General features: G+C 65.9%; 22 protein-coding genes. 8 read left to right on the top strand and 14 right to left on the bottom strand.

Annotated features, from left to right (window positions below; all coding sequences use genetic code 11):
• The 3 genes from AM2010_RS03015 to AM2010_RS03005 form a co-directional block, all read right to left on the bottom strand.
• Positions 1–768 (bottom strand): tetratricopeptide repeat protein, encoded by a 768-nt coding sequence (locus tag AM2010_RS03015; protein WP_047805816.1) that lies wholly within the window; start codon positions 766–768, stop codon positions 1–3.
• Positions 769–893: 125 nt separating this feature from the next.
• Complete coding sequence (locus AM2010_RS03010; RefSeq protein WP_047805815.1) at positions 894–2,048, bottom strand: glycosyltransferase; 1,155 nt, start codon at positions 2,046–2,048, stop codon at positions 894–896.
• The gene (locus tag AM2010_RS03005) at positions 2,045–2,905 is read right to left on the bottom strand and encodes an alpha/beta fold hydrolase (protein ID WP_047805814.1); all 861 of its coding nucleotides are present in this window, start codon (positions 2,903–2,905) and stop codon (positions 2,045–2,047) included. The genes AM2010_RS03010 and AM2010_RS03005 overlap by 4 nt, the downstream gene beginning before the upstream one ends.
• Before the next feature lie 87 nt (positions 2,906–2,992).
• Between AM2010_RS03005 and AM2010_RS03000 the strand changes: the two genes are divergently transcribed.
• Positions 2,993–4,387, top strand: coding sequence for a protein adenylyltransferase SelO family protein (locus tag AM2010_RS03000; protein ID WP_047805813.1), 1,395 nt, complete (start codon positions 2,993–2,995; stop codon positions 4,385–4,387).
• A 103-nt stretch (positions 4,388–4,490) separates the two neighbouring features.
• Positions 4,491–5,903 carry a succinylglutamate-semialdehyde dehydrogenase gene (gene astD / locus AM2010_RS02995; protein WP_047805812.1) on the top strand — a complete coding sequence of 471 codons (1,413 nt, stop codon included), beginning with the start codon at positions 4,491–4,493 and terminating at the stop codon, positions 5,901–5,903.
• A 15-nt stretch (positions 5,904–5,918) separates the two neighbouring features.
• Here the strand turns inward: astD and AM2010_RS02990 are convergent, their stop codons facing one another.
• A complete protein-coding gene (locus AM2010_RS02990) occupies positions 5,919–6,653 on the bottom strand; it encodes a hypothetical protein (RefSeq protein ID WP_211255417.1) in 735 nt (244 codons plus the stop codon).
• Between the two features lie 90 nt (positions 6,654–6,743).
• Between AM2010_RS02990 and AM2010_RS02985 the strand changes: the two genes are divergently transcribed.
• Complete coding sequence (locus AM2010_RS02985; RefSeq protein WP_047805811.1) at positions 6,744–7,841, top strand: PA0069 family radical SAM protein; 1,098 nt, start codon at positions 6,744–6,746, stop codon at positions 7,839–7,841.
• Between the two features lie 187 nt (positions 7,842–8,028).
• Here AM2010_RS02985 and AM2010_RS02980 read toward each other — a convergent pair whose 3' ends face one another.
• Both AM2010_RS02980 and AM2010_RS02975 read right to left on the bottom strand, forming a co-directional pair.
• Positions 8,029–8,457: a DUF1330 domain-containing protein gene (locus AM2010_RS02980; RefSeq protein WP_047805810.1), complete on the bottom strand. Its 429-nt coding sequence runs from the start codon at positions 8,455–8,457 to the stop codon at positions 8,029–8,031.
• On the bottom strand, positions 8,454–10,052 hold the full coding sequence (locus tag AM2010_RS02975; protein WP_420834965.1) for a long-chain fatty acid--CoA ligase: 1,599 nt from the start codon (positions 10,050–10,052) through the stop codon (positions 8,454–8,456). The genes AM2010_RS02980 and AM2010_RS02975 overlap by 4 nt, the downstream gene beginning before the upstream one ends.
• 95 nt (positions 10,053–10,147) lie before the next feature.
• Here AM2010_RS02975 and AM2010_RS02970 point away from each other — a divergent pair, with 95 nt between their 5' ends.
• A complete protein-coding gene (locus AM2010_RS02970) occupies positions 10,148–10,555 on the top strand; it encodes a hypothetical protein (protein ID WP_058350887.1) in 408 nt (135 codons plus the stop codon).
• Here the strand turns inward: AM2010_RS02970 and dnaE are convergent.
• The 5 genes from dnaE to AM2010_RS02945 all read right to left on the bottom strand — a co-directional run bounded on the left by dnaE (position 10,496) and on the right by AM2010_RS02945 (position 16,817).
• Positions 10,496–13,969: a DNA polymerase III subunit alpha gene (gene dnaE / locus AM2010_RS02965; RefSeq protein ID WP_047805807.1), complete on the bottom strand. Its 3,474-nt coding sequence runs from the start codon at positions 13,967–13,969 to the stop codon at positions 10,496–10,498. The genes AM2010_RS02970 and dnaE overlap by 60 nt on opposite strands.
• A gap of 73 nt (positions 13,970–14,042) precedes the next feature.
• The gene (locus AM2010_RS02960; RefSeq protein WP_047805806.1) at positions 14,043–14,522 is read right to left on the bottom strand and encodes a glutathione peroxidase; all 480 of its coding nucleotides are present in this window, start codon (positions 14,520–14,522) and stop codon (positions 14,043–14,045) included.
• Positions 14,523–14,583: 61 nt separating this feature from the next.
• Positions 14,584–14,859 (bottom strand): hypothetical protein, encoded by a 276-nt coding sequence (locus AM2010_RS02955; RefSeq protein ID WP_047805805.1) that lies wholly within the window; start codon positions 14,857–14,859, stop codon positions 14,584–14,586.
• A 49-nt stretch (positions 14,860–14,908) separates the two neighbouring features.
• Complete coding sequence (locus tag AM2010_RS02950; RefSeq protein ID WP_047805804.1) at positions 14,909–15,583, bottom strand: ABC transporter ATP-binding protein; 675 nt, start codon at positions 15,581–15,583, stop codon at positions 14,909–14,911.
• Complete coding sequence (locus AM2010_RS02945; RefSeq protein WP_047805803.1) at positions 15,576–16,817, bottom strand: lipoprotein-releasing ABC transporter permease subunit; 1,242 nt, start codon at positions 16,815–16,817, stop codon at positions 15,576–15,578. Before AM2010_RS02945 ends, AM2010_RS02950 begins: the two co-directional genes overlap by 8 nt.
• A 165-nt stretch (positions 16,818–16,982) precedes the next feature.
• Between AM2010_RS02945 and purF the strand changes: the two genes are divergently transcribed.
• The 3 genes from purF (at position 16,983) to AM2010_RS02930 (ending at position 19,615) form a co-directional block, all read left to right on the top strand.
• Positions 16,983–18,449: an amidophosphoribosyltransferase gene (gene purF, locus AM2010_RS02940; protein WP_047805802.1), complete on the top strand. Its 1,467-nt coding sequence runs from the start codon at positions 16,983–16,985 to the stop codon at positions 18,447–18,449.
• Positions 18,449–19,171 (top strand): SDR family NAD(P)-dependent oxidoreductase, encoded by a 723-nt coding sequence (locus AM2010_RS02935; protein WP_047805801.1) that lies wholly within the window; start codon positions 18,449–18,451, stop codon positions 19,169–19,171. The genes purF and AM2010_RS02935 overlap by 1 nt, the downstream gene beginning before the upstream one ends.
• 93 nt (positions 19,172–19,264) lie before the next feature.
• Positions 19,265–19,615, top strand: coding sequence for a PilZ domain-containing protein (locus AM2010_RS02930; RefSeq protein ID WP_047805800.1), 351 nt, complete (start codon positions 19,265–19,267; stop codon positions 19,613–19,615).
• Positions 19,616–19,622: 7 nt separating this feature from the next.
• Here the strand turns inward: AM2010_RS02930 and AM2010_RS02925 are convergent, their stop codons facing one another.
• Both AM2010_RS02925 and AM2010_RS02920 read right to left on the bottom strand, forming a co-directional pair.
• Positions 19,623–20,798 (bottom strand): serine hydrolase domain-containing protein, encoded by a 1,176-nt coding sequence (locus AM2010_RS02925; protein WP_047805799.1) that lies wholly within the window; start codon positions 20,796–20,798, stop codon positions 19,623–19,625.
• 4 nt (positions 20,799–20,802) lie between these two features.
• Positions 20,803–22,044: an SAM-dependent methyltransferase gene (locus tag AM2010_RS02920; RefSeq protein ID WP_047805798.1), complete on the bottom strand. Its 1,242-nt coding sequence runs from the start codon at positions 22,042–22,044 to the stop codon at positions 20,803–20,805.
• Between the two features lie 104 nt (positions 22,045–22,148).
• Between AM2010_RS02920 and AM2010_RS02915 the strand changes: the two genes are divergently transcribed.
• On the top strand, positions 22,149–22,565 hold the full coding sequence (locus AM2010_RS02915; RefSeq protein WP_150115221.1) for a hypothetical protein: 417 nt from the start codon (positions 22,149–22,151) through the stop codon (positions 22,563–22,565).
• On the opposite strand, the gene AM2010_RS02910 is transcribed toward AM2010_RS02915, so the two are convergent.
• Entirely contained in the window at positions 22,562–23,941 is a 1,380-nt protein-coding gene (locus AM2010_RS02910; RefSeq protein ID WP_047807646.1) for a cryptochrome/photolyase family protein, read from the bottom strand. The genes AM2010_RS02915 and AM2010_RS02910 overlap by 4 nt on opposite strands.
• Positions 23,942–23,969: the final 28 nt, after the last annotated feature.

The following is a 23,969-nucleotide window of genomic DNA, read 5'->3' as shown; positions in this document are numbered from 1 at the left end:
CTATTGCGCCGGCTGATTGCCGCCTTCGGGCGTGCGCATTTCTTCGAGCACGGCATCGACATCCTCGATCGCGTCCACGCCCAGCGCGCCCGCCATCTGCCGGGCCCGCGAACGCAGGCCTTCGGGCAGGTCTTCATCCTTGGCGATTGCCGCCAGCAGCGTCCCCGCCTCGCGGTCCTTGCCCTGTTCGAGATAGGCCATCGCCACCAATTCCCCCGCGCTGGCGAAGAACGGCTTGCCCGGAACGGCGAGCGGTTCGAGCCGCTCGATCGCCTCTGCCGGTTCGATCGTGTCGAACGTCGCCGCGACCTGCCGCACCGTCGCCATGTCGCGCAGCAGTTGCGGCGCATCCTCGTTGGCGGCAACCTGCGCGTAGATCCGGGCAGCATCTTCCGCCCGGCCCTGTTCCATCGCCGCGCCCGCTTCGATCAGCGCAGCCTGAATCGCCGCTCCGCCCGCTTCGCCATCCAGCGAGGCGAGCCCTTCGGTCGCACCATCGAGATTGCCCGCCTGCAACTGATCCAGCGCGGCGACCAGCGTTTCGGACTGCTGTTCCATCGCGGCTTCCTGCCGGCTGTCCCAGTACAGGTAGCCGCCGAATGCGGCGAGACCGAGCACGACCACGCCGATCACGATCTTGCCGTAACGACGGGCGAAATCCGAATACTGATCCTGCCGCACGGCATCGTCGACTTCGCGCATCAGCACGTCTTCTTCGGCGGCGCGGCGGCGTTCGGGATTCTGCTTGGATGGGAGGTTGAGGGCCAAGTTCCGGCTCTTTCAAGTTTCCGTGAGTGGTCGGCGGGGGTGTTTAGCGGATGGGCGCATCAATTCAACTTGGAAACCTGCCTGTCCCCGGCAGAGTGAACCCGAGGTGAAGCCTGCAGGGCCGTTCATCCCAGCGCCTTGCCGTTCATGGCGGAGGAATAGAGCCGGCGATAGGCCGCGATCATCGGCTTTTCGTCGAAGCTTTCGCGCGCCTTCGCCCGGTTTGCCGCGCCGACTTCAGATCGCAGCGCGGCATCGCCGGCAAGCTGTGCCAGGTTCCCCGACAGCGCAGCCTCGTCCCCCCGCGGTGCGATCAGCGGGACATTGGCATCGGCCACCATATCGGCGATATCGCCCACCGCCGGGGCGGCGACGGGCAGGCCGGCGGCCATTGCCTCGACCACCGAAATCGGAAACTGCTCGCTGTCGGAAGACAGGGCGAAGATGTCGAACAGCCCGACATAACGCGCCGGGTCGGGTGCGAAGCCAGGCAGGTGGACCCGGTGGCCGATATCGTATTCGTCCGCCTCGGCCCGGATCGCGTCGCGTTCCGGCCCCTCGCCCACAATCACCAGGTGCCAGTCGTCGGGCAGGCCGCGAAAGGCGCGCACCAGCCGGGGCAGGTTCTTGACCGGGCGCAAACCGGCAAGCGTGCCGACCCAGAATTCGCCCTTGCGCTTCACCACCCCGCGCAGGGCATCCGGCTTGGGCCGCTTGGCGAAGGCGACGGTCTCGATCCCGTTGGAAATGTGCTTCACCCGCCCGATCGGCTGTTCCCACACCTCCAGCGCGATCCGCTCCAGCGTCTCGGACGGAACGACCAGCCCGTTCGATCGGCCCAGCGCGATCTTGCGGAACCAGTTTCGCAGGGGTTTGAGTCGTTCGCGTTCGTCCTCGTTGAAGCCATCTTCGTGATGGATCAGGGGCGGCAGGCCGAACACGTCCTTGAACACCGTATGCGCCAGCACCGCGTTCATCGCGCCCCAGTTGTAGGTCAGAACCAGATCGTATCCCTGCATCGCGCGCGCCAGCCGCTGGAGGCGGCCCGGCGTGGGCTTGCCCTGCAGCGTGGGGAATTCGCGCGGATAGCGCGCCGGGACATGGCGCGCGATATGCTGCGCAGCCTCCATCCGCCCCGGCTCGCCCGATACGATCGTATGTTCCGCCTTCGCCCCGAAGGCATTGATCAGCCGCACGGTGCGCAGTTCCTTGCCCCCGGCGGAAAAGGTCGAATGCAGGTGCAGGATGCGCGGCCGGTCGCCGCCTTTCCGCCCGCTCATGCCGCGCGGGCCACCAGCCGGTCGATTGCGGCCAGCGCCTCCGGCTCGTCGAGCAGCGGTGCATGGCCGACATCGGGCACGGTGACCAGTTCCGCATCGCCGTGGCGCGCAACCATTGCCTGCGCGGTGGCATCGGACAGCAGATCCGACAGCGCGCCGCGCACGATCAGCAGCGGGGCCGAAGCCAGCGCATCGAACGCGGGCCACAGATCGGGCGCCGCAGCGCCTTCCCCGCCCTGGAATGGTTCGGCAATGGCCATGTCGTAATCGAACGCGATCCGCCCGTTCGGCTGAACCGCCATCCCCCGCTTGGCCATCGCGATCCAGTCTTCGGTGTCGAAGCCGGGATGGGCCGGGGCATGGACTTCCTCCAGCGCGCGGGCGGCGTGCATCCAGGTGGGGAAATTGCGCGCCTGCCCCAGATACTCGCCGATCCGGGCGAGCCCGGCGGTTTCCACTTCCGGCCCGATGTCGTTCAGCACCGCGCCCGCGATCCGCGCCGGATCGGCGGCGGCGAACAGCATCGTCATCAGGCCGCCGAGCGACGTGCCGACCGCGACGAAGCGTTCGATCCCTTCCTGCGCCAGCAGAGCCTCCACATCGGCGACATATGTCGCGGGGGTATAGCTGGCGGTATCGCGCGCATATTCGCTTTCGCCCCGCCCGCGCATTTCGGGCACCAGCACGCGCCGATCGCCCGCCAGATGGCCCGCCAGCGCGGCAAAATCGCGTGCGTTGCGGGTCAGGCCATGCATGCACACCACCGGCGCGCGATCCGCCCGCCCGTCATAATCGCGATAATGCAGTTTCAGGCCGTCCGGGCTTTCCCAGAATCGGTCGGTAAATCCAGTGCCCATCGGTTTTCGGGAATTTCCTGTGTCCAAATCCTCGCATCGCCGGGCAGCCGCATTGCCAGCCCTGCCCGCGCACCCCACTATCGCCTTATGAGCCAGGAACCGCAAGCGTCGCCCTATCGCCCCGATCCTGCCATCGCCCCGCTTGCGGGCTGGATCGCCGATGCGGTCGATCCCGCACGCTTTCCGCAGGCCAAGATCCGTTTCCGCAACCGCCGCTGGGACGGGGCAATCGGGCTGGACGATTACGATGCGGATCGCTGGGTCGCGCACTTCGCGCGGTTCGATCCGCTGCCCGGCAACCTGCCCCGCCCCCTCGCCCTGCGATACCACGGGCACCAGTTCCGGGTGTACAACCCCGATATCGGCGACGGGCGCGGGTTCCTGTTCGCACAATTGCGCGACGGCGCGGGCCGCCTGCTCGATCTGGGCACCAAGGGTTCGGGCCGAACGCCCCACAGCCGCACGGCGGATGGACGGCTGACGCTGAAGGGCGCGGTGCGCGAGATTCTGGCGACCGAAATGCTGGAGGCGCTGGGCGTCTATACCTCCAAGACGCTATCGGTCATCGAAACGGGGGAGGAACTGGTTCGGCACGACGAGCCTTCGCCCACCCGCTCCGCCGTGATGGTCCGGCTGAGCCACGGCCATATACGCATCGGCACCTTCCAGCGCCTGCTCGCGCTGGAGGAGACGGAGCATATGGCGCAGCTCGTCGATTACTGCCTGGCGCAGTTTCCCGGCCCGCCCCCGCCGGCCGATGCGCCGGGGCGGGGGGAACCCGCAGTGATCCTGATGCACCAGGCAGTGGAGCGGATGGCCGATCTCGCCGCCGCGTGGATGGTCGCCGGGTTCGTCCACGGCGTGCTCAACACCGACAATATCAACATCACCGGCGAAAGCTTCGATTACGGCCCCTGGCGCTGGCTGCCGAACTGGGACCCGGGCTTTACCGCCGCCTATTTCGACCAGAACGGCCTCTATGCCTTCGGCCGCCAGCCGGAGGCGGTTCACTGGAACCTGGGCCAGCTCGCGGTCGCGCTGCGCCTGCTGGTTGATGCCCCGCCGCTGATCGCCGCGCTCGACCGGTTCGGCCCGCTCTACATGGCAGCGGTGGCCCGGCGCTGGTGCTGGCGACTGGGCGTCGAGCCGCTGGGGGCGGAGCGTGACGGCAGGCTCGTCGCCGCCTGCGAACAGGCAATGCGCGAAAGCGGGGATCAGCCCGATCGCTTCTTCCATCGCCATCGCGGCGGGCGGGATGCGGCCGGCGATCTGGCCGCCGCGCTGGACGGATACCGCCCCGTGCCCGGCGCCCACCCCTATTGGGACGAAGACGAACCGCAAACCATGCTGATCGAGGAAGTGGAAGCGATCTGGTCGGCCATCGACCGCGAGGACGACTGGAAACCGCTCGACGCCAAGGTCGAGGCGATCCGCCGCATGGGCGCGGCCCACGGCCTGCCCCCGCGACCGGGCGGGCACTGACGAAGCCGGTGGTGGCGGATCGGACTGGCAGACAATCGGTTTGTTCCTACATCGCGCTTGTGGCATTGGCCTCTTGATTGAGAATTCAGGGAATTACGCCCCAGTGAGCAGTGAAATCGTTTCGTTCGAGCCCGCGACGGGCAAGGAATTGTGGCGCAGCGCGGCAGGCGACGTGGACGAAACGGTCGACCGCGCCCGCCGCGCCTGGCCGGCCTGGGCCGCGCAGCCGCTGGCGACCCGGATCGAGCTGTGCCGCCGCTTCGCCAACGAAGTGCGCAAGAAGGCGGACGAATTCGCCGAACTGATCGCGCGCGAAACGGGCAAGCCGCTGTGGGAAGCGCACACCGAAGTCGAAACGGTGATCAAGAAAGTCGATATCTCGGTCACCGCCTATGCCGAACGGACCGGGCAGAAGAAGCTCGACAGCGCACTGCAGGGCACAGCCGCGGTACGGCACAAGCCGCACGGGGTCATGGCCGTGCTCGGCCCCTACAACTTCCCCGCGCACCTGCCCAATGGCCACATCGTGCCGGCGCTGATCGCGGGTAATGTCGTGGTCTTCAAGCCAAGCGAAAAGACCCCGGCGGTGGGTGAATTCCTGGTCGAATGTTTCCACCGCGCCGGGATTTCCGCGGCGGTCGTGCAATTGCTGGTCGGCGGGCCGGAAGAAGGCAAGGCGCTCGTCGCCCACAGCGGGGTGGACGGGGTGCTGTTCACCGGTTCGGCCCAGGCCGGCATCGCGATCAACCGCAAGCTGGCGACCAACCCGGGCAAGATCGTCGCGCTGGAAATGGGCGGCAACAATCCGATCGTGGCGATGGATACACCCAAGATATCCGACGCGGCGACGCTGGTGATCCAGTCCGCCTTCACATCCGCCGGCCAGCGGTGCACCGCCGCGCGCCGGCTGATCGTGAAAGACAGCATGTACGACGATCTGGTGGCCGAGGTGAAGGCGCTGGCCGGGCGCATCCTGGTGGGCGAACCCTTCGCCGATCCCGCGCCCTTCATGGGCCCGGTGATCGACAACCAGGCGGCCGACCAGCTGATGGAAAGCTTCCTCTACCTGCTGTCCAACGGCGGCAAGGCGATTCGCCACATGACCCGGCCCGACGACGATCTGCCGTTCTTGTCGCCCGCGATCATCGACACGACCGCAATGGCCGAACGCCCCGACGTGGAACTGTTCGGCCCCCTGCTGCAGGTGATCCGCGTGGCCGACCTCGACGAAGGGATCGCGGAAGCGAACAACACCCGCTTCGGCCTCTCCGCCTCTCTGATCGGGGGCACGCCGCAGGATTACAACCGGTTCTGGGCCAATATCCGCGCCGGGATCGTCAACTGGAACCGCCCGACCAACGGCGCTTCTTCCGCCGCGCCGTTCGGCGGGGTCGGCCTGTCGGGCAACCATCGCCCGGCGGCCTTCTACGCTGCCGACTACTGCGCCTATCCGGTCGCAAGCACCGAAGTGGACCAGCCGCGCGCCAGCGTGGGCGTGGGTTTCAAGGACGCTTGAGCAGCCGCGCCGGGGTCAGCGCGGCTGGCCCCAGGTGACCAGATCGACTTCGCTCGCCCCGTCCGGGCCTGTCCGTGCATAGACGGCAAATGCCGCCCTGCCCCGCGTTCCGCGCAGAACCTGTTCCTCGCCCATTGCCGCGCGGGACGAGCTGTAACCCGCCCCCAGCGCCCGCGTGTGGTAGAAGGCCAGAACCTCCCCCAGCGGCACGGGCGTGCGGAACGCCGCGGCCCGCAGCGCGCAGCCCGGCGATGCATTGCCCATCGCATCCTGCGCGGCGGAGCGGGGGTAGAGGGGAAAGGCCTGCGGCATTCGCGCGGCCCAGATGAAGCCGCCCTGCGCCCGCGCCGCGCATTCGTCTCCGGCGCCCGACAGAATGGCCCGCTGGGCCAGCGAGAGCCGTGCGGCGAGCGGGGCCGCCTCGCCGCTCTTCCCGGCCGGCGGCAGCGCCTTCATCGCATCGCGCCCGCCGACCAGCTCGACCGCTTCCTCCCGCGCAGCCTCGATTGCGCGCTGGGTGCGGTTTTCCAGCGGCAGGGCGTTGTCGATGTTGACTGTGAGCGCGGCATTGCCCTCGTTCTGGCGCGAGAGATCGGGATCGACCAGGATCGGATCGTTGATCGCCGCCAGCACCGCCGGGTCGATTTCGGGTTCGGGCGCAGGCGGATCATCCGCGCCGCAGCCCGCCAGCGCCAGCGGCGTCGCGCACAACATCCCCCACCGGATCGACCTGGCCCGCATCCTCGCCATCCCCGGCCCATAGCCGCCAATGTCCGAGAATATGGTTAATGGGCAAACGGGCTGGTGCAATCCCTGTGTTCGCTATATGTTCCGCGAATCATGGAGCAACGCCTCGAACCAGAAGTGAGCGGCCGCGGTGCCCAGTCCGGCGCCGCCCCGCCCCGGTTCGGCCTTGCCACGCGCGAGGCCGATGGCGACTGGCGCGATCATGTCGAATCGCTCGACGGGCCGCCGGTCAAGCTGCGGACCACCGTGACCGAGGAGAACCCGAAGACGATCCTCAGCTTCAACCGCTCGCCCGACATTGCCTTCGACCGCTCGATCAACGCCTATCGCGGATGCGAGCATGGCTGCGTCTATTGCTTCGCGCGGCCGACCCATGCTTACCACGACCTGTCGCCGGGGCTGGATTTCGAAACGCAGCTGTTCGCCAAGCCCGCGGCGGCCGATCTGCTGCGCACGACGCTGGCCAAGCCCGCCTATCGCCCGCGCCCGATCGCGATGGGCACCAATACCGATCCCTACCAGCCGATAGAGCGGCAATACCGGATCACGCGGCAGGTGCTGGAGGTGTGCCTCGACGCACGCCATCCGGTGACCATTACGACCAAGTCCGACCGGGTGCTCGACGATCTCGACCTGCTGGCCCAACTTGCGCGGCACCGGCTGGTGGCGGTGGCGATTTCGGTGACCACACTCGACCCCAGGCTGTCGGGCAAGCTCGAACCGCGCGCAGCCGCACCAGCCAAGCGATTGGCGGCGCTGGGCAAACTGGTCGATGCCGGGGTCCCTGCCCACTGTTCAATTGCCCCGATCATTCCCGCGATCACCGATGCGTTCATGGAGGAAATCGTTCAGCGCGCCGCCGCGCTGGGCGTGCGATCGGCCGGATGGATTCCGCTGCGTCTGCCGCACGAGGTCGCGCCGCTGTTCCGCGAATGGCTCTCGGTCCATTTTCCCGAGCGTGGCGACAAGGTCATGGCCATCGTCCGCTCGATCCGCGCCAAAGATGGAGAGGGGCGCGACAACGATCCCGATTTCTTCACCCGCATGAAACCGCGCGGCGTCTGGGCCGACCTGTTCCGCGCCCGCTTCCGCCTCGCCTGCAAGCGCGCCGGAATCGGCAAGACGCGCTTCGAACTCGACTGCTCGCAGTTCCGCCGGCCCGAAGTGGGCGGACAGATACGGTTGTTCTAACGTGGTGAGAACGAAGGTCGTATCATCGAAAGCACGTCACCCTGATTTTGCTTCACGGCCCATCTCTCCTCTCGCAACGGAGGTGTCGGGAGGCACGTTGGATGCTGAAACGCGTTCAGCATGACGGGAGCAAGGCATGGGCTTCGGTTCCAGATCCCCAGGTCCAGGACTGGGCATTATGTCTCCGTCAGAACCCCTCCCCGCCCTCGCTCGGCTTGAAGCGGACGAGGCGGCTGTCGGCCAGGGCGGCGGTGCGGTTGACCACGGCCTGCTGGTATTCGGCATCCTTGATCATTTCGAAGAAGGCCGCGCTGTTCGGATACTGGGCGACGAAGCCGTCGTGCCAGCGGCGATCGTCGGGGCCGGTCACCATGGTCTGAAACGCCCCGCGCCAGACGATCGTGCCGCCCACCCGGCGGAAGATCGGCCCACTGGTCTTGCCGTATTCCTCGTAAGCGCGGCGGCCCGTCCAGTCCTTCCCTGCATGTTCGTGCCCCTCCGGGTACTCGGCCCGGTCGCGATAGAGCAGGAGGTTGAGCATGTGGATCGGCTCGTCGCGCGGCAGAGCCTTGAACGCGTCGAAATTCGCGCGGCTCGGGTCGATGTAGGCGGTCATTCGGCGGCCTCCAGCGTGTAGTCGGCGAAGCGGGCGCGCAAGTCCTTCTTGCTGATCTTGCCGGTCGCGGTGTGTGGGATGTCGTCGACGAATTCGACCGCATCGGGCAGCCACCACTTGGCCACCAGCGGTTCGAGATGGCCGATCACCTCTTCCGCCGTGCATTCGCAGCCTTCCTTGGCGACCACGAACAGCACCGGGCGCTCGTCCCACTTGGGATGGGGCATTCCGATCGCCGCCGCCTCGGCCACCTTGGGATGGCCGCAGGCGGCGTTTTCCAGCTCGACCGAACTGATCCATTCGCCGCCGGACTTGATCACGTCCTTGGTCCGGTCGGTCAGCTGCAGCGTCCCGTCAGGGTGGAGAATGCCGACATCGCCGGTGTTGAACCAGCCATCTTCGGTCACGGCGTCCTCTTCCGCCCTGAAGTAACGCTCGATGATCCACGGCCCCCGGATCTGCAGCGCGCCCGCGCTCTTGCCGTCGCGCGGAAGTTCCTTCGTCCAGTCGTCGAGGTCGACCGTGCGCAGTTCCACCCCGAAGACCGGGCGGCCCTGACGGGTGACGATGTCCACCTGCTCCTCGAACGAGAGGCTGTCCCAGTCGGGCGTCGGCGCGCCGACGGTGCCGATGGGGGACGTTTCGGTCATGCCCCAGGCATGGGCGACGCGGCTGCCGTTCTTCATCAGCCGCTCGATCATGAAGCGCGGCGCGGCCGAACCGCCGATGATCGCCTGCTGCAATTTGGGCAGCGGTGTTCCGGTACTGTCGCAATGCTGGAACATCGCCAGCCAGACGGTCGGCACGCCAGCGGAATGGGTCACCCCTTCGCGTTCCATCAGGTTGCACAGCACCGCCGGATCGTTGACCGCCGCATAGACGAACTTGACCCCGGTAATCGCCCCGGCCCAGGGCAGGCCCCAACTCGCCGCATGAAACATCGGCACGACCGGCAGCATCACGCTGCGCGCATCGAAATCGAACGCATTGGGCTGGATGCCCGCCATGGCGTGGATCATGGTGGAGCGGTGTTCGTAGAGCACGCCCTTGGGATTGCCGGTCGTGCCGCTGGTGTAGCAGAGCATGCACGGATCGCGTTCGTCGACCGGCACCCAGGCGGTGTCGCCGTCATGGGCGCCAATCCAGTCCTCGAAGCCCATCCCCCCGAACTCTTCGGGCGGGTCGTAGCAGACATAGTGTTCGATCGTCGGCCACTTGTCGCGCATCTTGTCGATGATCGGCTGAAAGGCCGCGTCGTAGAGCAGCACCCGGTCTTCGGCATGGTTGGCGATATATTCCAGCTGGTCTTCGAACAGGCGCGGGTTGATCGTGTGCAGCACGCCCCCGGCCCCGGCCACGCCGTACCAGCTGACGAGGTGGCGCGAATGGTTCATCGCCAGGGTCGCCACCCGGTCGCCCTTCCGAATACCAAGCGCGCGCAGCGCCTGCGTCATGCGCAGCGCGTCGTGGCGAATGCTGGCCCAGTTCGCGCGCGTTTCCGTGCCGTCGGCCCAGTAAGTGACATGTTCCCGCGCGCCGTGTTCGCGCGCGGCATGATCGATCAGGTGGGTTACCACCAGTTCCCAGCTCTGCATCGCTCCAAGCATAACCGTCCTCTCCCATTCGATTTCGCTTTGCCACTTTCATGCCGGTGCTTGCGCAGCAATGCAATCGGCTCCAAGGCCAGAGGATGAGCCTGCTCCAGCAAGTCAAAATGGTCATCATCGAATACACGCATCTCGCCAAGGATGCGCTGCACATCTACGTCGCGCTCGCGATCCTGCTGGGCGCCTGCGCACTCTTCGGCTGGAAAGTGCGCCAGTGGCGCCCCTGGCTGCTGGTGCTGGCAGTCGCGCTGGCTGGCGAATATTGGGACTGGTACGAAAACAAGAGCATCGGGCGCAACCCCGATTACGATGGCCACTGGAAGGATGTGTGGAACACCATGCTGGTGCCCACGATCCTGATGCTGGCCGCGCGCTATACGACCGTGTTCGAAAAGACGCCGCCCGCCGCCGAAGCGAGCGAGGAGGCCGCGTCAGGCGACGAGCCGCAAGTTTCCTGCGCCGCGACGGGTGGTGAGCGAGACGTTGTCTAGCCCGGGTACTTCGGCCAGCCGCTCCGCCAGTTCGCCGTCGATCTGATAATCGCGGCCCAGACGCAGCAAAGGTTCCTCGCCCATTCCGGTCTTCAGCCGGACGTAGACCTCACCGTGGCCCGGCGTGCCGATTGCCAGTGCCATCTTCAGTTCGGTCAGGGCTTCGGTCGCTGAAACGTCCATCGAGAGGACCATGCGCGATCCGCTCTTGACGTCATCGAGCGGGCGCGCGCCGCGCACGGTGACGCGCGGCGGCTCGTCCGGGCTGGGGCTGTCGAGTTCGACGTTGAGCAGGACGCAGGTGCCCTCGGTCGCCCATTTCTGAAAGCTTTCGACCAGCGATTCCTCGAAACAGGCGGCGCTGAACTGGCCCGTGCTGTCGGAGAAATCGGCGCGCACGAATTCGCCCCCGCGGCGGGTGCGGCCCTTGTTCACTTTCTCCACCATCGCCGCCATCACCGCCGGCTGACGCCCGCCCGCCGGGCCGCCGCCTTCCATCAGGCTCTGGTAACTGCGCGCGCCGTTGGCGCTGGCAATGGCGCGGTACTGCTCCACCGGATGGGCAGAGAAATAGAAGCCGAAGTTCTCCCGCTCGTTCGCCATGCGGTCGGAACGGCTCCACGGCTCGGCCTCTTTCAGCCGCAAGGTGTCGCCGGCGGCCTCCTCGCCGCCGAACAGCCCCGCCTGCCCGCTTTCACGCTCGCGGTTGGCGGCATCGGCAATGGCCAGCAGCATGTCGATATTGGCAAACAGTCTGCCCCGGTCGGGATCGAGGCTGTCGAGCGCGCCGGCGCAGATCAGGCCTTCGAGCTGGCGGCTGTTCATCGACCCCTTGGGCACCCGCTCGAACAGGTCCTGCAGGCTTTCGAACCAGCCATTCGCCTCGCGCTCGGCAACCAGCGCCTCCATCGCCTTTTCGCCGACGTTGCGAATGCCCGCCAGGGCATAGCGCACGGCATAGCCTTCGTCGGTCCGCTCGACGGTGAATTCCGCTTCCGACCGGTTGACATCGGGCGTGCGCACCTCGACCCCGCCGCGCCGCGCGTCGTCCACGAACAGCGCCAGCTTTTCCGACTGGTGCATGTCGAAACACATCGAAGCGGCGTAGAACTCCTCAGGGTAATGCGCCTTGAGCCATGCGGTCTGGTAGGCGAGCAGCGCATAGGCGGCGGCGTGCGACTTGTTGAAACCGTAGCCGGCGAACTTGTCGATCAAGTCGAACAGCTCGTTCGCCTGCTTCGCCTCGATCCCAGAAACCGCCTTGCACCCTTCGACGAAGCGTTCGCGCTGGGCGTCCATTTCCGCCTGGACTTTCTTGCCCATGGCGCGGCGCAGCAGGTCGGCATCGCCGAGCGAATAGCCGGCAAGGATCTGCGCCGCCTGCATGACCTGTTCCTGGTAGACGAAAATGCCGTAGGTTTCGGCGAGAATCTGCTCCAGCTTGGGGTGCGGATACTCGATCGGCACTTCGCCGCCCTTGCGCTTGCCGAACAGCGGGATGTTGTCCATCGGGCCGGGACGGTAGAGCGAGACGAGCGCGATGATGTCTTCGAACTTGGTCGGCTTCACCGCGGTCAGCGTGCGCCGCATCCCTTCGGATTCGAGCTGGAACACACCGACCGTGTCGCCGCGCTTGAGCAGTTCGTAAACCGCCGGATCGTCCCACGCGAGCTGGCCCAGATCGACCGTGATCCCCCGCTTTTCGAGCAGTTGCACCGCCTTTTGCAGAACCGACAGGGTCTTGAGCCCGAGGAAGTCGAACTTGACCAGGCCCGAGCTTTCCACGTGCTTCATGTCGAACTGCGTCACCGGCATGTCCGAGCGCGGATCGCGGTAGAGCGGAACCAGTTTGGCCAGCGGCCGGTCGCCGATCACCACGCCGGCCGCGTGGGTCGAGCTGTTGCGCGGGAACCCTTCCAGCTGCATCGCCAGATCGACGAGGCGCTTCACATCGTTGTCGTTGTCGTACTCGCGCTTGAAATCGGCCGCGCCGTTCAGCGCGCGCGGCAGGGTCCAGGGGTCGGTCGGGTGGTTGGGCACCATCTTGCACAACCGGTCGACGTGGCCGTAGCTCATCTGAAGGATGCGCCCGCAATCGCGCAGCACGGCGCGCGCCTTCAGCTTGCCGAAGGTGATGATCTGCGCGACGTGATCGTGGCCATATTTGCGCTGAACATAACGGATCACTTCGCCGCGGCGGGTTTCGCAGAAGTCGATGTCGAAGTCCGGCATCGAAACGCGCTCGGGGTTGAGGAAGCGTTCGAACAGCAGCCCCAGCCGGATCGGGTCGAGATCGGTGATCGTCAGCGACCAGGCGACCAGGCTGCCCGCGCCCGAACCACGCCCCGGCCCGACGGGAATGTCCTGTTCCTTGGCCCACTTGATGAAGTCGGCAACGATCAGGAAGTAGCCGGGAAAGCCCATGCCGACGATGATGTCGACTTCGAAATCGAGCCGTTCGAAATAGACCTTGCGCTCTTCCTCGCTCAGATCCTCGTAGGCCGAAAGGCGTGCCTCCAGCCCCTTGCGCGCGTCATCCGCCAGCATCCGCGCCTCGCCTTCCAGATCGCCGGCCAGGCTGGGCAGGATCGGGGCGCGGTTAGGCGGCGCGAAGGCACAGCGCTGCGCGACGACGAGGGTATTGGCCGTCGCCTCGGGCAAGTCGTCGAACATCTCGGCCATCATGTCGGCCGGCTTCACCCATGCCTCACGGTTGGAGCGCGCGCGGTCTTCCGCCTCGATATGGGTCGACCCGGCGATGCACAGCATGGCGTCGTGCGCATGGTACATGTGCGGCTCGGCGAAATTGGCCGGGTTGGTCGCCACCAGCGGCAGGTCGCGGCGATAGGCGAGGTCGACCAGCGCGTCTTCCGCCGCGTTCTCCACCGGATCGTCGCGCCGGGCCAGTTCGATATAGAGCCTTCCGGGAAACAGCCCCTCCAGCCGTTCCAGCAGCGCCTCGGCATGATCGTTCTGCCCTTCCGCCAGAAGGCGCGTCAGCGGCCCCTCGCTCGCGCCGGTCAGCGCGATCAGGCCATCGGTCCTCCCGTCGAAGTCGCCCATCGCGACATGGGGTTCCAGTTCCAGCGAACGGTCGAGGTGCGCGCGGCTGACCAGATGGCACAGATTGTCCCACCCGGTTTCATCCTGGGCATAGAGCGGCAGGTAATCGATCCGCTTGCCTTCGGCATCGCGCGCCACGCCCAGCAGGGTGCCGATGATCGGCTGGATACCCTCGTCGAAACAGGCCTTGGCGAACATGACCGCGCCGTAGAGGCCATTGCGGTCGCAGATTGCGATTGCGGGGAAGCCGCGTTCCTTCGCCAGCTTGGCGATCGCCTTCGGATCGATCGCGCCTTCGAGCATCGAATAGGACGAAAGCACGCGAAGGGGAACGAAGGGGGCGAAGGACATCGGGCGAATATGCGGGTCGCGGCAGGATTCGCCAAGGGGGCGGCCCGCGCGTTTCCCCTGCCGTGTCCCGATCCTAGAGCAGCGCCTCGATATCGGCGGCCAACTTCTCCGGCCTGTCGGTCGGACCATAGCGGCGCACGACCTGCCCATCGCGGTCGATCAGGAACTTGGTGAAGTTCCACTTGACCGCTTTGGACCCCATCAGGCCGGGCGCTTCGCGTTTCAGCCAGTCGAACAGCGGCGAGGCGCCTTCGCCATTCACCTCGATCTTTGCCATCAGCGGAAAGCTGACGCCGAAATTGACCTGACAGAATTGCGCGATCTCATCGGCATCGCCCGGCTCCTGCCCGCCGAACTGGTTGCAGGGGAAGCCCAGCACTTCGAACCCGCGATCGCCATAGGTGCGATACAGCGCCTCCAGCCCTTCATACTGCGGGGTGAAGCCGCACTGGCTCGCGGTGTTCACGATCAGCAGGACTTTCCCGACCTTGTCCTTCAGGTCGATCGGCGCGCCATTGTTGGCAGCGACGGTGAAATCGGCGATCGTGGTCATGGCGCGCTCCCGCTAGCGAAAGCCGGCGTCTAGCATAGTTGGGGCAGGCACGGCAGAGCGTTCAGCCGGGAAAGTCGCCCCGCGCCGCGAGCGCTTCGATCTCTTCGCGTTCAAGGCGGTGATCGCCCGCCTTCTGGATCACGAAATCGCCGCGCCGTTCTGGGGGATAGGCCATGACCTGCGCGATCATTTCGGCCAGCGTGCCGCTGCGCAAGCCCTTGGCCCCGTCGAGCACGCCCTGGCCATCGCCAGCCTCGTGGATGGCGGCGCGGTCGTCCCACTGGACGCCTTCGTTATGCGTTTTTGCGGCCTTGTAAGTGCTGGGATGGTCGGTCATGCGAATTCCTCCTTCGCATGGCCAACGCCCGAAACGCCGCCCGGGTCCGCTATTCCAGCAGCCCCTCGTGCAGGCGCAGGACCCGATCCATCTTCGCGGCGAGGCGTTCGTTGTGCGTAGCGACCAGCGCCGCGCTCCCCTCCCCCCGAACCAGGCCGAGGAATTGTTCGAGCACGCCGTCCGCCGTGTGTTCGTCCAGATTGCCGGTCGGCTCGTCGGCAAGCACCAGCGTCGGCCGGTTGGCCAGCGCGCGGGCCACGGCAACGCGCTGCTGCTCGCCGCCCGAAAGCTGGCTGGGCCGGTGGTCGAGCCGCTGCGCCAGGCCGAGCGCCGTCAGCAGCTCGCGCGCGCGCTCCGCCGCTTCGTCACGCCCCTTGCCGGCGACGAGCTGCGGCAGGATCACGTTCTCCTCCGCATTGAAATCGGGCAGGAGATGGTGGAACTGATAGACGAAGCCGAGATGCTCGCGCCTGACGCGGGTGCGCCCATCGGATGGCAGGGCGCTGGCTTTCGTCCCCGCGATCTCTATCGTTCCGCCGAAGCCCCCTTCGAGCAGGCCGACCGCCTGCAGCATCGTCGACTTGCCCGAACCCGAAGGGCCGAGCAGGGCGACGATTTCGCCGGGGGCGATTTCCAGATCGATTCCGCGGAGCACGTCGATGCTGACACCGCCCTGCTGGAAGCTGCGCGAAAGACCGGCGAGGCGGACGACGGGCTCACTCATAACGCAACACCTGCACGGGATCGGTACTGGACGCCTTGAATGCGGGATAGAGCGTGGCAAGGAAGCTGAGCACCAGCGCCAGCGCGACGATCCCGGCAATCTCCAGCGGATCGACCCGCGCGGGCAAGGTGGAAAGGAAGCGGATCGACGGGTCCCACAGGTTCTGGCCGGTGACGACTTCGATCACTTTCACGATCTGCTGGCGGAAGGCGAGCACCAGGAAGCCGAGCACCAGCCCCGCGACCGTGCCCAGCGCGCCGACCGTGAACCCGGTCGTGACGAAGATCTTGAGCAGGCTGCGCCGGGTGGCGCCCATCGTGCGCATGATCGCGATGTCGCGCGTTTTCGCGCGGACCAGCATCACCAGGCTGGAAAGAATGTTGAAGGCCGCGACCAGAACCATGAAACTCAAGGCGAAAAACATCGCCACCCGTTCGACCTGCAGTGCCTCGAACAATGTCGAATTGATCGTCTTCCAGGTGTTGATCACCGCCCGCCCTTCCAGCTGGCGGCGGATCGGTTCGAGGATTTCCTCCACCTTGTCGGCATCGGTCGTCTTGATCTCGATCATGCCGACCGAATCGCCCATCAGCAGCAATTGCTGCGCATCCTGCATCGGCATGACGACGAATTTCTGGTCGTAATCGTAAATCCCCACCTCGAACACGGCCGCCACCTTGTAGCCGACCTGCCGCGGCATCGTGCCGAAGGGCGTCGTGCGGCCTTCGAAGTTGATCAGGGTGATCGTGTCACCGACTCGCACGCCAAGGCTTTCCGCCAGCCGCGCGCCCAGTGCCACGTTCTTTCCGCCCGCCTTCAATTGGGAAAGGTTGCCGGCAACCAGATTGGGCCCCAGCGAATCGATTGCATCCTGCGTGTTGCCGCGCACGAGAACACCGAGGTAACGCCCGTTGTAGTTTACCGCCAAACCCTTCTCGATCAGCGGCGAGGCCTTGACCACGCCCGGCGTCTTGCGGACATCCTGCAGCACGCTTTCCCAGTTATCGATCCGCTCCCCATAACCCTGCACGATCGCATGGCCGTTCAGCCCCACGATCTTGTCCAGCAGCTCGGCCCGGAAACCGTTCATCACGCTCATCACGATCACCAGCATCGCGACCGAGAGCATGACCACGCCCACGCTGATGCCGGCGACCAGCGCGATGAACGCCTCGCTCTTGCCCGGCAGCAGGTAACGCCTGGCGATCGTTCGTTCGAAAAGGGAAAGTACCAAGGGCGAAGGGTTCTTCCGTTGTTGGGACGCCCCGGCTTTAGGGTTGCTTTCCTGACCGTGCAATGAAATCCCTGCGGGACGCGGCCGGCGCCACGCTGCCCTTGTAATCGGGCGGTAACATCGCCATTGAGCGCCGCGAGACGCGCGCAACCGGATCGCATCGCAATGAACCTCACCCACCCGTTCCGCGACGAGGACGGCGACAAGCTCCGCGAGGAGTGCGGCGTCTTCGGCGCGATCAATGCAGCCGATGCCACGGCGGCAACCGCGCTGGGCCTGCACGCCCTGCAACATCGCGGGCAGGAAGCTGCCGGCATAACCAGTTTCGACGGCAACGAATTCTATCAGCGCCGGGGAATCGGCCAGGTGGCCGAAAACTTCTCCTCCAGCGAAGCGATCGCGGAACTGCCCGGCTTCATGGCCGCGGGCCACGTGCGCTATTCCACCACCGGTGGATCGGGCCTGCGCAATATTCAGCCGCTCTATGCCGATCTGGCCAGCGGCGGTTTTTCGGTCGCGCACAACGGCAATATCTCGAATGCCGGAACCCTGCGGCAGGAACTGGTCCGCAAGGGAGCGATCTTCCAGTCGACATCCGATACCGAGGTGATCATCCACCTCGTCGCGACCAGCCGCTATCCGACGATGAGCGACCGGCTGATCGATGCCCTGCGGTTGATCGAAGGCGCCTACGCGCTGATCGTGATGACGCCGGAAGGCATGATTGCCTGCCGCGATCCGCTGGGCATTCGCCCGCTGGTAATGGGCAAGATGGGCGATGCCACGGTCTTCGCCAGCGAAACGGTGGCGTTCGACGTCGTCGGCGCTGAGTTCGTCCGCCAGGTCGAACCGGGCGAACTGATCAAGGTCGATTTCGACGGCAACGTCGATTCGCTGCATCCCTTCGGCAATCACAGCCCACGCCCGTGCATTTTCGAACACGTCTATTTCAGCCGGCCCGATTCGATCTTCGATGGACGCAGCGTCTATGCCGCGCGCAAGGCGATTGGCGAACAGCTCGCGATTGAAAACCCGGTCGATGTTGATCTGGTCGTGCCAGTGCCCGACAGCGGCGTGCCCGCGGCAATCGGCTATGCCCAGCAATCGGGGGTGCCGTTCGAACTGGGCATCATCCGTTCGCACTATGTCGGCCGCACGTTCATCCAGCCGAGCGACGGCGCCCGCCATTCCAGTGTGAAGCGCAAGCACAACGCCAATCGCGCGCTGGTGGAAGGCAAGCGGATCGTGCTGATCGACGATTCGATCGTGCGCGGGACGACCAGCATGAAAATCGTCGAGATGATGCGCGAAGCCGGCGCGACCGAGGTTCACTTTCGCGTCGCCAGCCCGCCCACGGCGCATTCGTGCTTCTATGGCGTCGATACCCCCGAACGGTCCAAGCTGCTCGCCGCGCGGATGGAGATCGAGCCGATGCGCGAATTCATCAAGGCCGACAGCCTGGCCTTCGTTTCGATCGACGGCCTCTATCGCGCGGTCGGGCATGAACCGCGCGATCCCGCCTGCCCTTCATTCTGCGACGCCTGCTTTACCGGCGACTATCCCACGCCGCTGACCGATCTCGTCAATCGCGAGCATCGCGATGCCCAGCTTTCATTCGACAAGGTTGCCTGATGGCCGACGACAAGCCTCTCGAAGGGCGCGTTGCCCTCGTCACCGGTGCGAGCCGCGGGATCGGTGCCGCAACGGCGATCGCGCTGGCCGATCAGGGTGCGCACGTGATCCTGACCGGGCGCGAAGTGCGCGCGCTGGAAGGTGTGGAAGATGCGATCCACGGTGCCGGCGGCAACGCGACGATCGCGCCGCTCGACCTGTCGGAACAGGATGGGATCGCGCGCCTCGCCACTGCCATTGCAGGCCGGTGGGACAAGCTCGATATCCTGGTCATTTCCGCAGCTTATCTGCCCACGCTAACGCCGGTTACGCAGATCGACCCCAAGCAGTTCGCTCAGGCGGTCACGACCAACCTGCTGGCCACCCAGGCGCTGATCGCAGCCTTCGATCCGCTGTTGAAGCGCAGCGGCCAGGCGCGCGTGATCGGCCTGACCAGCAGCGTCGGCAGCGAACCGCGGGCGTTCTGGGCCGGTTACGGCTCGACCAAGGCAGCATTCGAATCCCTGCTCGACAGTTATGCGGAGGAAGTCCGCAAACTGGGCGATATCCGGGTGGCCATCGTCGATCCGGGCGCGACGCGCACCGCCATGCGGGCCAAGGCCTATCCGGGTGAAGACCCGGCCACGGTCAAGGAGCCGGCTGTCGTGGGTGAGCGAATCGCAGCCCTTGTGGGCGAGGATTTCCCCACCCGCCACCGCGAGCGTGTGGTAAATCCGGCTTAACCGCGTTCGGAAACGCGACCGAAACCAGCCGGGAACAGGATCCCCCGCCGCTCGCGCGCGTCGCGCGATCACGTGCGAAAGGGAAACAGAGCCATGTCGGCCGATACTTCCGACCTCTATTCGATCGCTGCCCAGGAAGATCGCTGCGCGCCGCGGACGAAGCTGACCATCCCCGCGCAATTGCGCGTTTCGGGCAATCACGCGTTTCAAACGGTGGTGCACGATCTATCGGTATCCGGCTTCTCCGCCGCCGCGATCAACCGCCTGCATCCGGGGCAGCTATGCTGGCTGACCCTGCCCGGCCTGGGCGCGCTGCAGGCGGAAGTGATCTGGTGGGACAATTGCCAGGTCGGCTGTTCGTTCGCCGAACTGCTCAGCCCGGTCGTGCACGACAACATCGTTGCCCGTTACCAAAGCGGTACCCTGCCCCGCAGCGTGTGCTGACGCCGGATCAATCCGCCGTGTTGCTGGCCGCAATCAGCGTTCGCCACAGTTTCATGCGCGTTTCGGCCAGATCCGGGCCAGTCGCGACGCGATAGTTCGAAACGATCGCCACGACCATGCGCCGTTCGGGGACGACGGTGATGTATTGCCCGAAAATGCCCTGCCCGCCGAAGAAGTCGCCGGGGTAAGTCCACCACTGATATCCGTATCCGCGCCCCTCGCCCAGATCGACCATCGCGCCGCCGGCTTTCTCGAACCACCCATCGGGCACCGAAGGCTGCGCACCTTCCATCGCCCACTGGCCCATGCGTGCATAGTCCGAAAGCCGGATCGACAGGCAGCATCCGCCCACGTTGCCGCCGGTAAGGTCGGTCATCCAGAACAGGTTGCCGGCGAACCCGGCTGGGTCGACGATCTTTTCCTTCGCATAGGCGGCCAGCGAACGCCCGGTTGCCGCGGCGACGATATCGCCCAGCAGGTTCGTTTCCAGCGTCTTGTAGAGCCACTTCTCGCCCGCCGGCGCCTCACGCGTCAGGGTCTTCGCAAAGGTAACCGACTGGGTTTCCCCTTCCTGCGGCGCGATCATCAGCATCCGTGCGACATCGCTGTCGGGATCGGCGTAATCCTCGTCCCATGCCACGCCGGACGTCATCGTCGCGACCTGTTCCACGGTCACCCCGTCATAGGCGCTGCCGGCCAGTTCGGGCAGGTAATCGGTCACGGGATCGGACAGGCTGGCAATGTGCCCATCCTTCACCGCCGCGCCGAGCAGGGTGGACGTGAAGCTCTTGGCCACGGAAAAGCTGGTCCAGCGCTGTTGCGGCCCGAACCCCAGGCGGTATTTCTCCAGCCGGATCTTGCCGTCCTGGATCACCATGATCCCGGCGGCATTCATTTCCGCAAGATAAGTATCGACCCTGGCGAGGGTATCGGCGTCGAACGGATCGCCGGCGGCAAATTCGCGCGGATTCGGCGAAGCGGCGACTTCGGTGCCGGCGAAGTAATCCTCCATCCGGCGAAACCGGTCGGAACGGGTTTCGTCATCCCAGAACAGGACCTGCTGATCTTCCAGCGTGACCGAATCCGGCTGCCGGGTCTGGTAGACATCCGGCTCCTGCGCGACCCGCGCGCTTGCGCATCCCGCCAGTAACGCCGTCGCCAGCGCCAGTTTCCAAATCGCCATTCCCTTACCCCTCCTTGACCAGTGTGACCTGGTGAACATCGATCCCGCCGCCACGGAACCCGCCTTCGCAATACATCAGATAGTAACGCCACAAGCGCCGGAATCGCTCGTCGAACGCTGCGGGCAGGTTCCCTTCGGCGACCGCATCGTCGAACCGTTTGCGCCACGCCTTCAGCGTGCGAGCATAATCCTGTCCGAAAGATTCGCAGTCGGCCCAGCGCAACCCGCGTTCGCGCGCCAGACGTTCGAATTCCTTCGTGCGGATCAGCAGTCCGCCGGGGAAGATATAGGCCTGGATGAAATCAGCGCTCCGGGCATAAGCTTCGAACAGGCTGTCCTTCATCGAAATGAACTGGATCGCCGCGCGGCCGCCGGGTTTCAGGCAGCGGGCAATGCAATCGAAATAGCTGGGCCAGAACTCGCGGCCGACAGCCTCCACCATCTCAACGCTGACGATGGCGTCGAACTGTTCATCGACGTCGCGGTAATCCTGATGGCGAAAATCGATCGCCGGATCGTGCCGTTCGCGCGCCCAGGCCAGTTGCTCGTCGGACAGGCTTATCCCGACCACATTGGCGCCCGCCTGCGCCAAATGGTGCGAAAGACTGCCCCAGCCGCACCCGATTTCCAGCACCGATCGGGGCGTCCCGACCCGTTCGGCCAGCCGTGCCCATTTACGCCGCTGAGCCGCTTCCAGATCGTCACCCTCAGCCCATATCGCGCTGGAATAGCTCATCGTGGGGTCGAGCCAGGGGGCGTAGAAATCGTTGCCGAGGTCGTAATGCGCGTGAATGTTGCGTGCCGCGCCTTCGTGCGTATTGCGGTTCATCCAGTGCGCGGCCCGCGCCGCCCAGCGGAACGGGCCGCGCGCGCGACCGGTGTCGCCCAGCGCATCGCCATTGTCCATGAACAGGGCGAACAGCGGAACCGGGTCGGGGCTGTCCCACTCGCCCGCTTCCCACGCCTGATACCATCCGATGGAGCCATTGGTGGCCAGCCGCATCACCGCGCGCCAGTCATGCAAGATAACTTCCGCCTCGAAACCGGGGGCCCGCCCGCCAAGCAGGCGGGTCGAACCGTCGGGCAAGTGGCCGGTGATCGATCCCCGTTCCAGCCCCGCATCGACGCGATCGAGAATTTTATGAAATCCCGGCGCAAACAGGCGGGCGAGCAGGCCCGGGCTGCGCTCGAACCGTGCGCCGCCTGTCAGAAGGGTTTCGCCCCTGCCTAGCCCCTCCGCCTTCATGTGTTAATCTATGGACCGAGCATCACGCAGGTTCAAGCGTGCTATCGTCAGGGATTCTCGCGCCATCGTGCTATAGCGGGGGCATCAGCCTTGGGAGAATGCAGATGGCCAGTCCGGCAGTGCGCAATGTCGTCGCCACAATCGCGGGGATCGTGGTCGCGGTTACCGTGGTCTTCGTGGTGGAGGGCATCGGCCACGCGATCTTCCCCCCGCCCGAGGGGCTGGACCTGACCGTTGCCGAAGATCGGGAACGCCTGATGGATCTGGTCCCCACTGGCGCGAAAGCGGCAGTGGTTGCGGCCTGGTTTCTCGGCGCGCTGGCCGGGGCCTGCACGGCCATTGCTGCTTCCGGACGGATTCTGATGGCATGGATCGTCGGGGTCGTGATCGCGCTGGCGGGCCTGTGGACGACGCAGATGTTCCCCCACCCCGACTGGATGCTGGCATCGGCCGCGGTTCTGCCGCTGGTGGCCGTCCTCGTCGCCAAGCGGCTGATGGCGAGCCGGATCGTCGCTGCCTAGGCTTTCGCCGCGCGATAGGCCTCCAGCGCCCGCTCGCGCGCCTCGCGGTGGCCGATGATCTTCGGCGGATAGGCGCCGCGCACTTCGTCTGGCGGATCGTGGATCCGCTCGTCGTCAAAATCGGCGAGTTCGGGCACATATTCGCGGATATAGCCCGCCGCGTCGAACTTCCCGCTCTGGCTCAACGGGGCCATGATGCGGGGGAACATGTTGCTGTCCACCCCCGTGCCGGCGATCCATTGCCAGTTGACCGCGTTGTTGGCGTAGTCGGCATCGACAAGGCAGTCCCAGTACCACCGCTCCCCGAAGCGCCAGTCGATCAGCAGGTGCTTCACCAGGAAGCTGGCGCAGATCATCCGCACGCGGTTGTGCATCCATCCGGTCTGCCACAACTGCCGCATTCCGGCATCGACGATCGGATAGCCGGTCCGCCCCTGCTGCCATGCACGCAAGTCCTCCGCGATCAGATGCCCGCGGTTCGGATTGCGCCAGATTTCGTCCAGCCCTTCGCGATGGCTTTCGCACCCATAGCCGGGGAACTGGCAGATGACGTTCTGCGCATAGTCGCGCCACAGCAGTTCCTTCGCGAACGTCGCCCAGCCCTCCCCGCGCCGGCTCTTCAGCGCGTGCCAGACCTGCACGGGCGAGATCTCGCCCCAGTGCAAGTGCGGCGACAATCGCGAAGACCCGTCTTCGGATGGCAGGTTGCGCCTGTCGTGATAGCCGGCAACGGCGTCGCCCCACCGTTCGAGCCGGGCCTGCGCCGCCCGCTCCCCGACCTGCCAGAACGACCGCAGGCCGCCGGCCCAATCGGGCGCATTCGGCAGGAGGTTCCAGTCTGCCAGATCGTCGCTGTCGGGCCATTCGTCCGGCAGCGCGATCCGCTCCGGTTCGGGCAGGCAGGCGCGCGGCGGCATTTCGGCCAGCATGGCCTTCGCGAACGGGGTGTAGATCTTGTAGGGATCGCCCGCGCCCGTAGTCACGAACCCCGGAGGAGCGAGGTAGTTGCCATCATGCAGGACAAGATCGGTTTCCGCGCCCAGCCGGCTTTCGGCATCCTGCCACCACGGTTCGTAGTGGCGAACGGCGTGGATCGTCTGCGCGCCCGTCGCCCCGGCAATAGTGGCGAGGTGCTGCACTGCATCGCCGCGGCGCAGGATCAGGCGCGAGCGATGCCGGGCGAGCGTACTGCCCAGATCGGCAAGCGAGTGGTGCAGCCACCAGCGGGCGGCACCGCCCGGCGCATGATCGCCCGGCGCTCCCTCGTCGAGCACGAAAACTGGGATGACCGGCCCAGCCTGCGCCGCGGCGTGGAAGGCGGGCTGATCGGCCAGGCGCAAATCGCGCCGCAGCCACACGATCTGCGGCGAGGTCATATCTTCGGGAACGGCACACACCCTCTCC

Source organism: Pelagerythrobacter marensis (genome assembly GCF_001028625.1).
Taxonomy (GTDB): Bacteria; Pseudomonadota; Alphaproteobacteria; order Sphingomonadales; family Sphingomonadaceae; genus Pelagerythrobacter; species Pelagerythrobacter marensis.
This window is presented reverse-complemented; position numbering and strand designations above follow the sequence as displayed.

Coding starts and splice junctions, on each gene's coding strand:
- AM2010_RS03010 (WP_047805815.1), bottom strand. CDS start 2,048: ATGAGCGGGCGGAAAGGCGGCGACCGGCCGCGCATCCTGCACCTGCAT.
- AM2010_RS03005 (WP_047805814.1), bottom strand. CDS start 2,905: ATGGGCACTGGATTTACCGACCGATTCTGGGAAAGCCCGGACGGCCTG.
- AM2010_RS03000 (WP_047805813.1), top strand. CDS start 2,993: ATGAGCCAGGAACCGCAAGCGTCGCCCTATCGCCCCGATCCTGCCATC.
- AM2010_RS02990 (WP_211255417.1), bottom strand. CDS start 6,653: ATGGCGAGGATGCGGGCCAGGTCGATCCGGTGGGGGATGTTGTGCGCG.
- AM2010_RS02985 (WP_047805811.1), top strand. CDS start 6,744: ATGGAGCAACGCCTCGAACCAGAAGTGAGCGGCCGCGGTGCCCAGTCC.
- AM2010_RS02980 (WP_047805810.1), bottom strand. CDS start 8,457: ATGACCGCCTACATCGACCCGAGCCGCGCGAATTTCGACGCGTTCAAG.
- AM2010_RS02975 (WP_420834965.1), bottom strand. CDS start 10,052: ATGCAGAGCTGGGAACTGGTGGTAACCCACCTGATCGATCATGCCGCG.
- AM2010_RS02970 (WP_058350887.1), top strand. CDS start 10,148: ATGAGCCTGCTCCAGCAAGTCAAAATGGTCATCATCGAATACACGCAT.
- dnaE (WP_047805807.1), bottom strand. CDS start 13,969: ATGTCCTTCGCCCCCTTCGTTCCCCTTCGCGTGCTTTCGTCCTATTCG.
- AM2010_RS02960 (WP_047805806.1), bottom strand. CDS start 14,522: ATGACCACGATCGCCGATTTCACCGTCGCTGCCAACAATGGCGCGCCG.
- AM2010_RS02955 (WP_047805805.1), bottom strand. CDS start 14,859: ATGACCGACCATCCCAGCACTTACAAGGCCGCAAAAACGCATAACGAA.
- AM2010_RS02950 (WP_047805804.1), bottom strand. CDS start 15,583: ATGAGTGAGCCCGTCGTCCGCCTCGCCGGTCTTTCGCGCAGCTTCCAG.
- purF (WP_047805802.1), top strand. CDS start 16,983: ATGAACCTCACCCACCCGTTCCGCGACGAGGACGGCGACAAGCTCCGC.
- AM2010_RS02935 (WP_047805801.1), top strand. CDS start 18,449: ATGGCCGACGACAAGCCTCTCGAAGGGCGCGTTGCCCTCGTCACCGGT.
- AM2010_RS02930 (WP_047805800.1), top strand. CDS start 19,265: ATGTCGGCCGATACTTCCGACCTCTATTCGATCGCTGCCCAGGAAGAT.
- AM2010_RS02925 (WP_047805799.1), bottom strand. CDS start 20,798: ATGGCGATTTGGAAACTGGCGCTGGCGACGGCGTTACTGGCGGGATGC.
- AM2010_RS02920 (WP_047805798.1), bottom strand. CDS start 22,044: ATGAAGGCGGAGGGGCTAGGCAGGGGCGAAACCCTTCTGACAGGCGGC.
- AM2010_RS02915 (WP_150115221.1), top strand. CDS start 22,149: ATGGCCAGTCCGGCAGTGCGCAATGTCGTCGCCACAATCGCGGGGATC.
- AM2010_RS02910 (WP_047807646.1), bottom strand. CDS start 23,941: ATGACCTCGCCGCAGATCGTGTGGCTGCGGCGCGATTTGCGCCTGGCC.